This window comes from Vibrio sp. S12_S33 (assembly GCF_963889785.1).
Taxonomy (GTDB): domain Bacteria; phylum Pseudomonadota; class Gammaproteobacteria; order Enterobacterales; family Vibrionaceae; genus Vibrio; species Vibrio aestuarianus.
On sequence record NZ_CAWPQZ010000029.1, the window covers coordinates 39,927 to 48,195 of the forward strand.

At 44.0% G+C, this 8,269-nt stretch carries 9 protein-coding genes; 8 read left to right on the forward strand and 1 reads right to left on the reverse strand.

All coding sequences use genetic code 11. The annotated features are described in order from the left end of the window. From AACW06_RS13350 to AACW06_RS13370, 5 genes are all read left to right on the forward strand, one after another. Positions 1-987, forward strand: a complete 987-nt coding sequence (locus tag AACW06_RS13350; RefSeq protein ID WP_192075439.1) for an ABC transporter permease subunit — start codon at positions 1-3, stop codon at positions 985-987. Positions 988-1,012: 25 nt separating this feature from the next. Further along, entirely contained in the window at positions 1,013-1,942 is a 930-nt protein-coding gene (locus AACW06_RS13355) for an ABC transporter substrate-binding protein (RefSeq protein WP_192075440.1), read from the forward strand. 66 nt (positions 1,943-2,008) lie between these two features. Beyond that, the gene (locus AACW06_RS13360; protein WP_192075441.1) at positions 2,009-2,704 is read left to right on the forward strand and encodes a D-lyxose/D-mannose family sugar isomerase; all 696 of its coding nucleotides are present in this window, start codon (positions 2,009-2,011) and stop codon (positions 2,702-2,704) included. Continuing rightward, the gene (locus AACW06_RS13365; RefSeq protein ID WP_192075442.1) at positions 2,704-3,567 is read left to right on the forward strand and encodes a ketose 1,6-bisphosphate aldolase; all 864 of its coding nucleotides are present in this window, start codon (positions 2,704-2,706) and stop codon (positions 3,565-3,567) included. The genes AACW06_RS13360 and AACW06_RS13365 overlap by 1 nt, the downstream gene beginning before the upstream one ends. A gap of 38 nt (positions 3,568-3,605) precedes the next feature. Beyond that, on the forward strand, positions 3,606-4,634 hold the full coding sequence (locus tag AACW06_RS13370) for a carbohydrate kinase family protein (RefSeq protein ID WP_192075443.1): 1,029 nt from the start codon (positions 3,606-3,608) through the stop codon (positions 4,632-4,634). A 7-nt stretch (positions 4,635-4,641) separates the two neighbouring features. Here AACW06_RS13370 and AACW06_RS13375 read toward each other — a convergent pair whose 3' ends face one another. Then, positions 4,642-5,373, reverse strand: coding sequence for a response regulator (locus AACW06_RS13375; RefSeq protein ID WP_192075444.1), 732 nt, complete (start codon positions 5,371-5,373; stop codon positions 4,642-4,644). Between the two features lie 138 nt (positions 5,374-5,511). On the opposite strand from AACW06_RS13375, the gene mak reads away from it, so the two are divergent. From mak to tnpA, 3 genes are all read left to right on the forward strand, one after another. After that, entirely contained in the window at positions 5,512-6,420 is a 909-nt protein-coding gene (gene mak / locus AACW06_RS13380; protein ID WP_192075445.1) for a fructokinase, read from the forward strand. A gap of 39 nt (positions 6,421-6,459) precedes the next feature. Then, complete coding sequence (gene xylB, locus AACW06_RS13385) at positions 6,460-7,911, forward strand: xylulokinase (RefSeq protein WP_192075446.1); 1,452 nt, start codon at positions 6,460-6,462, stop codon at positions 7,909-7,911. 120 nt (positions 7,912-8,031) lie between these two features. Then, on the forward strand, positions 8,032-8,269 hold a 238-nt coding region (gene tnpA / locus AACW06_RS21030; protein ID WP_192075447.1), incomplete at its 3' end, for an IS200/IS605 family transposase.

Below are 8,269 nucleotides of genomic sequence, written 5' to 3' on the forward strand. Positions count from 1 at the left end.
ATGGAAAAAATAGCAAGCACCACTGGTGGGTCTAAGTCAATAAAAAAAATCGCAATGGCTGATGCAATGCAAGCATTGGGAATATTACCGGTATTGATTCTTATTGTCATAGTATTCAGTTTTGTTGCGCCTCACTTTATGTCCGAAGCCAATATGATGAATATTGCTCGTCAGGCATCAATCAACATTGTGCTTGCGGCAGGTATGACTTTTATTATTTTGACTGGCGGTATTGATTTATCGGTGGGTTCCATTCTTGGGGTAACTGCGGTTATTGCATTGATTGCATCGATTAACCCTGCTCTAGCGGAATTTGCAGTGCCGATTGCATTGCTTGCCGGCCTTGGCATGGGGGTTTTTAATGGATTATTGGTTGCTTATGCAGGGTTACCTCCTTTTATCGTCACTCTTGGTACTTATACCGCATTACGAGGAATGGCCTATTTGGTTGCTGACGGAACGACAGTGATTAATTCTGATATTTCATTTGAGTGGATAGGTAATAGTTATTTAGGTCCGGTTCCTTGGCTTGTTATTATTGCATTCTCAGTTATTGCTTTGTGTTGGTTTATTTTACGTAGAACTACACTAGGCACCCATATTTATGCTGTAGGTGGAAATCTGCAGGCAGCAAGGCTTACCGGTGTGAAAGTGTCGATGGTCTTAGTTTTCGCTTATGCCACCAGCGGTTTATTGTCTGGCCTAGGTGGTGTAATGAGCGCATCCCGTCTTTATAGTGCCAATGGTAACTTGGGTGTTGGCTATGAGCTTGACGCAATTGCAGCAGTTATTCTTGGTGGCACCAGCTTTGTCGGAGGAATAGGTACAATTACCGGAACTCTAATTGGTGCACTGATTATTTCAACATTAAACAATGGAATGACACTAATGGGAGTGTCCTACTTTTGGCAACTCGTTATTAAAGGTGCAGTAATTATTATCGCAGTACTTATTGATAAATATCGCACTCGAAATCACATGGCTTAATAAGTCAGACAATCAGGAGATAACAATGAAATTAAAAACATTAGCTGCTTCGCTATTATTAGTTGCAGCGCCTTTTACCCAGGCAAAGGATTTGAAATCTATTGGAGTAACCGTAGGTGATTTAGCAAATCCATTTTTTGTTCAGATTGCGAAAGGCGCTGAATTAAAAGCGCGTGAGCTGGCTGGCGATGACGTCAATGTGACCTTAGTCTCTAGTGGTTATGACTTAGGACAGCAAGTTTCCCAAATTGATAACTTTATCGCGGCTGGTGTGGATATGATTATCTTGAATGCGGCTGATTCAAGAGGAATTGGCCCTGCAGTGAAACGTGCTCGCAAGGAAGGGATCATCGTAATTGCTGTTGATGTAGCTGCTGATGGTGCCAATGCCACAGTAACATCCAACAACTACCAAGCTGGGGTAATCGCCTGTGAGAGCATCGTAGATCGCATTGATGGTAAAGGTGATGTCGTTATCATCAATGGGCCACCAGTATCTGCTGTTCAAAATCGCGTTCAAGGTTGTATGGATGTATTTGATAAGCATAAAGGTATCAATGTGTTATCTCATAACCAGAACGCAAAAGGTAGTCGAGAAGGTGGCTTAGAGGTAATGACATCACTATTGATTGCTAATCCAAAAATTGATGCTGTATTTGCTATCAATGATCCAACTGCGATAGGGGCTGACTTGGCAGCAAAACAAGCGCAACGTAATGAGTTCTTTATCATGGGTGTCGACGGCTCGCCGGACGCTGAAGAAGCACTTAAACGTAAAGCCAGTTTGTTTGTTGGCACACCAGCACAAGATCCTCAAGTGATGGCAGCTGAGGCTGTTCGTATTGGTTATGAAATTCTTCAAGGTCAGGATGCACCAGAGCAGCCTGTGTTGATCCCAGTGGAAATGGTTAACAGAACTAATATTGATAGCTACAAAGGCTGGACAGTGAAATAAGTCATACTGATAAGTCTCCCTAATTTTCTTTAGGGGGATTTATCTAATAAGAGCAGGAGGTGCTCAATGAAACGCTCAGAAATAAACCAAGCGATAAAAAATGCTGAAGCACTCTGTGAAAAATATCATGTCAGTCTGCCCGAGTTTGCTCATTGGAGCCCCGCACAGTGGGAGCGAAAAAAGCGCCAAGAGGTCGCCGAACTGGTTGACCTTCATTTAGGATGGGATGTTACCGATCTAGGCCGTGGTGATTTTGATAATATCGGCCTTCTTCTTTTCACTTTGCGAAACGGCTCTCCAAATGGCCATCCCTACAGCAAACCCTACGCTGAAAAAATCATGATGACGAAAGTTGGCCAAGTAACCCCAATGCATTATCACTGGTACAAGATGGAAGACATCATTAACAAAGCGGGCGGAACTCTGGTTGTTCAAGTGTTCAATGGTAATGCCGATCGCACACGTTCTTTGGATGATGTCACCGTGATAGTAGATGGTGTTCCTAGGCAGGTTAAAGCGGGTGACCTCATTTATATGCAGCCGGGTCAAAGCATCAGTATTCCGCCTTATCTTTACCACAGTTTTTGGGCTGAAGGAGAAGATGTTTTGTTGGGAGAAGTTTCGATGGTCAATGATGACAACCAGGACAACTGTTTCTTTGAGGAAGAGGGACGTTTTAGTGAAATTGAAGAGGATGAGTCTCCCTATCGCGTGTTGTGTAACGAATATCAACAATACTTTTATCATCAGGAGGAGCAGTAATGGCTCTAATTAGTTTGGCGCAAGGGTTAGCATCAGCACAAAAAGGAAATTACGCTCTAGGTGCATTTAACGTTATTGATACGCATTTTCTCAATGCCTTATTTGATGCTGCAGAGAAGCAGCGCTCGCCATTTATTATCAATATTGCTGAAGTTCATTTCCCTTTTATTGATTTAGAAAGCTTAGTTGCAGCAATAAAAGACAGGGCTGAAAGACATGATATTCCAGTGGTGTTGAACTTAGATCATGGTGTTAGTTTTGATGCAATCGTGCGTGCAGTTCGCGCTGGTTTTACATCGGTCATGTTTGATGGATCAGGTTTGAGCTACCAAGAAAATGTTCAACAGACAAGTGAAGTTGTAAGGATGTGTCATGCTGTTGGTGTTTCTGTCGAAGCTGAATTAGGGGCTGTTGGCGGTGATGAGGGGGGAGATATCTTTGGTAGTTGTGATGAGTCTAAGTTTACCGAACCCTTGCAGGCAAGGGCATTTATTAAATCTACAGGTACCGATGCTCTAGCTGTAGCCATTGGCAACGCTCATGGTAAGTATCGTGGTGAACCTAAGCTAGATTTTGCAAGATTAGATGCGATTCGTGAAACCACCGGTGTGCCTTTAGTGCTTCATGGTGGTAGCGGTATCAGCGATGATGATTTTCGAAAGGCCATTGAACTGGGCATTCATAAAATCAATTTCTACACCGGAATGTCTGAAGCCGCTCTCGGTACATTGACGCAGAAATTGACCAGTGAAAGCTCTCGCTACGACAAACTTGCGGAGTCTTTATTGGCTATGGAAGAAGTGATTTCTACCACGGTTCAACAGCAGATGGCGATTTTTGGCAGCATTAACCGCTGTAAGTAAACCTTGACGAGGCTGTATTGAAGGAGAAGGGAGGATTTATGAGGCAAGGGATTTTAGCTGCTGGCAATATGTTAGTGGATTATGTGCACTCAATCAGTGACTGGCCTGAGCAAGGAAGACTAGCGGAAATCACTGGCAGTGAATCTGCAACTGGAGGATCGCCTCTAAACTTGCTCTTTACCTTGGATATGATGCAAGTCTCCTTTCCTCTACAAGCCATGGGGCTTTTGGGGCGCGATACTGAAGCTGACTTTATTTTGCAGCAGTTAGCTTCAAGTAACATTGATTGGAGTCGAGTTAAACAAACAGATAAAGTCGCGACATCTATGACCCAGGTGATGTCTATAGTCGGCGGGCAGAGAACATTTTTTCATCGTCGAGGAGCAAACGCGCTTTTGAATTTGTCAGACTTTGAGGCAATACATTCATCAGCGCGTATTTTTCATCTTGGCTATCTGCTGCTACTCGATAAATTGGATTGCGCTGATCCAGAATATGGCAGCGTAGGTGCAAAAGTTATTGCGACTATGCGGGCAAAGGGTATGAAAACCTCCTTAGATTTAGTCTCGGAGAGTGACTCAACTCGATATCAACGCTTAGTTGTTCCGGCTCTATGCTATACCGATTACTTGGTTATCAATGAACTAGAAGCAATGGGGCTTACTGATATTTGCATTCGCCAGTCAGATGGAAGCCTAGATAGTTCTGCGCTGGAGCAAGCTGCACTCAAGTTACTACAAATGGGTGTCAGAGAGCGAGTTGTTATTCACTGTCCTGAAGGAGCGTGTGGAGTACAAGCTGGACAGCAACCTGTCATACAACCGTCATATGAGATTGATCGAGATGAAATTAAAGGAACAGTTGGGGCTGGTGATGCATTTTGCGCGGGTTTTCTTTATGCGTGTCATGAGTCTTTTGATATGTCGTTATCTCTGAAGATTGCTAACGCTTGTGCCCATTTTTGTCTTACAGAAGCTAATGCGAATGACGGTATTGTGGCACTCCATAAAATTAAGTCATTCGTAGAGAGTAACGTGTCACGGCAACAGCTGGTGTGTGAAGGATAGTAATTGCTCAAACTAGGGTAGTGTCCTGCAATACATTACAAGCAAACACATAACCGACACCGCGAATAGTACGGATCAGTTCAGGTTGTTTTGGATTTAGCTCGATTTTTTTCCGCAGGCGCATAATCAGGACATCAATGGTTCTATCGTAGATTTCCAATGTGTCGCTGTGAGTTAAATCGAGTAGCTGTTGGCGTGATAATACTTTTCGGTGGTTACTAAGTAGCGAATAGAGCAACGTATATTCACCTTGCGTAACAGGGATTTCATTATCATTAGGGTCATAGAGGCGATAGTTCTGTGTATCCAACAACCAACCATTAAATTTTAGCCCCTGGCGGTGTGACGATGGGCTAGCTCCGGCACTATGGTTTGCACGCCGCATTACGGCTTTTGCTCGCGCTACAACAATACGAGGCCGGAAAGGTTTGGGAATATAGTCATCGGCCCCCATTTCTAGACCGACGATTACATCGGATTCACTTCCTAAGCCGCTCAGCATAATAACCGGATAATCTGTGGTGGAGCGGATATGTTGAAGTAAGCTTAAGCCATTGGAGTCTGGCAAAATTAAATCGAGGAATATAAGCCCAATATTCGTTTGCTCCTTGATAATTTTGAGAGCACTTTGGCCATCATTGGCCGTGAGCACCGAATATCCATACTCAGACAATGTATCTACTAATAATTCACATATTTGTTGGTCATCATCAATGATAAGAATGGGGACATTTTTCATTATCTGATCAGCGAATAACGTAATCGTTTAAATTGGTTGATTGTATACAAGAACCATAACTATATCACAGGGTGTAATAGTCAATTTGTGAGAGTGGTCTAGCGATTTTTAATTCACGAGAATAAGAGGGAAAAACAAGTGCGTATAGGTATTGATCTAGGTGGTACAAAAATTGAGGTTATCGCGCTTTCAAATCAAGGGGAGGAGTTGTTTCGTAAACGAATTCCAACGCCTCGAGGCTCTTATGAGCAAACACTAAAGGCTATCCAAGGACTTGTTGATGATGCAGAGCAAGCGACAGGGCAAGTAGGCACTGTTGGTGTTGGTATCCCTGGCACTGTGTCACCGTATAGTCGGCGCGTAAAAAACGCGAATTCTGTCTGGCTAAATGGTCAGCCAATAGATAAAGATTTATCGCAATTGCTCAAGCGAGAAGTGCGAGTAGCTAACGATGCGAATTGTATGGCGGTATCGGAGGCAACTGATGGTGCAGGTGCTGGTGAGAAAGTCGTCTTTGCGCTTATTTTAGGTACGGGGTGCGGTGCGGGGCTCGTTATTGATGGTAAGCCTCATAATGGTGGCAATGGTATTGGTGGCGAATGGGGGCATAATCCACTGCCATGGCAAGACCCTGAAGAGCGAGAATTCAGTGATTCCACAGAATGTTACTGTGGTCAATCTGGGTGTATTGAGCAGTTTGTGTCTGGTACAGGGCTATGTGCTGATTATGAAAGACGTTCAGGCAAGTTGCTTAAAGGGCATGAGATTGTTGAGTTATCTGAAGCTGGTGATGAAATTGCGAATAAGTCTTTAGAAGCCTATGAGCGCAGATTAGCAAAAGCGCTGGCGAGTGTGATAAATGTGCTTGATCCCGATGTAATCGTATTAGCTGGTGGCGTTTGTAACATTCAGCGCTTGTATAAAAGTGTTCCTTTGTTGCTTCAACAGTATGTCTTTGGTTTCGAATGTCATACGCCAATAAAGCCCGCCTTGTATGGTGACTCTAGTGGTGTTCGTGGTTCTGCATGGTTGTGGCCAGCAGAGTAATTCGTCATTTTTTGGATTGAATAACAAGTAGGATTCGAAATGTTTATTGGCATTGATTTAGGAACGTCTGGTGTCAAGGTTGTACTGCTAGATGACAAGGATATTATTCTGGGTTCTGAAACATCGGCACTCTCTGTTTGTCGCCCTTATCCGTTGTGGTCAGAGCAATCGCCACAAGATTGGTGGCAAGCAACAGATGACGCGATAGTAAAATTGGGGCAGATACATGATTTATCGAAAGTCCAGGCGATTGGTTTGTCTGGTCAAATGCACGGCGCGACGCTGTTAGACCAAAAGGGAGAAGTTCTTCGACCAGCTATCTTGTGGAATGATGGACGAAGCTTTGAAGCTTGTCAGTTACTTGAGAAAATGGTGCCTGAGAGCCGAGATATAACTGGAAATATAATGATGCCTGGGTTTACCGCACCGAAAATAAAATGGTTGCAGCGTAATGAACCAGATTGCTTTAAAAAAATAGCTAAGGTCCTGCTACCCAAAGACTATATACGCTTTCGGTTATCGGGGGACTATGCAACCGATATGTCAGATGCTGCAGGCACGATGTGGCTGGATGTTGCGAAACGTGACTGGAGTGATGTATTACTGCAAGCAACAGGCCTTACCAGAGAGCATATGCCCAGATTGTTTGAAGGTAATCAAGTTACGGGGGTGCTTAAAAAAGAGCTTGCTAACAAGTGGGGGCTGATGGCTGTTCCCATTGTAGCCGGTGCTGGCGATAATGCGGCAGGCGCTATTGGTGTAGGTATTACTCGGCCGGGGCAGGCGATGTTGTCACTGGGTACTTCGGGAGTTTATTTCGCCGTAAGCGAAGGGGTTGCCGCTAACCCAGATTTTGCATTACACAGCTTTTGTCATGCCCTGCCAAACGTTTGGCATTCAATGTCTGTGATTCTAAGTGCTGCGTCCTGCATTTCGTGGGTTGCTCAATTAATTGGTATAGATGATGTGTCCCAACTGCTGGATAAAGTTGAGGCAAAAGCAAATCCTGATAGTAATGTCGTATTTTTGCCCTATCTTTCGGGTGAGCGGACTCCTCACAATGATCCAAATGCAAAAGGTGTATTTTTCGGTATGACCCACAACACCGATCAAGCTGACTTAGGGCTGGCGGTTTTGGAGGGTGTTGGCTTTGCCCTTGCTGATGGTATGGATGCGCTTTATGATGCGGGGGAAACACCTGACGAAATCACTCTTATAGGTGGAGGCGCTAAAAGCCAATATTGGCGACAAATGTTGGCCGATATTCTTGGTCAAACGTTAACTTATCGGGCTGGAGGTGAAGTTGGCCCAGCTCTTGGGGCAGCGAGACTAGCTCGGTTAGCAATGAGTAATGCTACACCTATATCTGATATCTGCCCTGTTCCAGTAATGATTGAAACACATTATCCAGATAGTGATAAGCACTTTCGATATCAAGAAAAGCGAGTTAAATATCAAGCGCTCTATCAGAGTTTAAAAACGTTATTTTAAACCTGCTTAAAGCATGAGCGCACTGCATATAATTCGCAATGCGTTCATTTTATTCTGTGGATACAGAAAACCACGGGTTTACCCGTGGATGAATGCCTTTGGAGACGGTACGATGGATAAATGCAATATTACACCTCGTCCCATAGTGTCTATTACACGAAGTATCACGTAGTTTGGGTAACTAAGTACCGTCGGAAAATCCTGAATCCTGGTATGTGCAGCTACCTACGGAAGGTTATGCCAAAGTTACTGCGAAGTTTACCTGGCGTTGAGATCGAGACGATAGGCTTTGATGAAGATCATCTGCATATGATGATGCTTATCCCACCGAAATACAGTATTTCAGACGTCATGGGTA

What these genes read in the sequence shown, in the direction of transcription:
- AACW06_RS13350 (WP_192075439.1), top strand. Translation starts at nt 1, where the DNA reads ATGGAAAAAATAGCAAGCACCACTGGTGGGTCTAAGTCAATAAAAAAA.
- AACW06_RS13355 (WP_192075440.1), top strand. Translation starts at nt 1,013, where the DNA reads ATGAAATTAAAAACATTAGCTGCTTCGCTATTATTAGTTGCAGCGCCT.
- AACW06_RS13360 (WP_192075441.1), top strand. Translation starts at nt 2,009, where the DNA reads ATGAAACGCTCAGAAATAAACCAAGCGATAAAAAATGCTGAAGCACTC.
- AACW06_RS13365 (WP_192075442.1), top strand. Translation starts at nt 2,704, where the DNA reads ATGGCTCTAATTAGTTTGGCGCAAGGGTTAGCATCAGCACAAAAAGGA.
- AACW06_RS13370 (WP_192075443.1), top strand. Translation starts at nt 3,606, where the DNA reads ATGAGGCAAGGGATTTTAGCTGCTGGCAATATGTTAGTGGATTATGTG.
- AACW06_RS13375 (WP_192075444.1), bottom strand. Translation starts at nt 5,373, where the DNA reads ATGAAAAATGTCCCCATTCTTATCATTGATGATGACCAACAAATATGT.
- xylB (WP_192075446.1), top strand. Translation starts at nt 6,460, where the DNA reads ATGTTTATTGGCATTGATTTAGGAACGTCTGGTGTCAAGGTTGTACTG.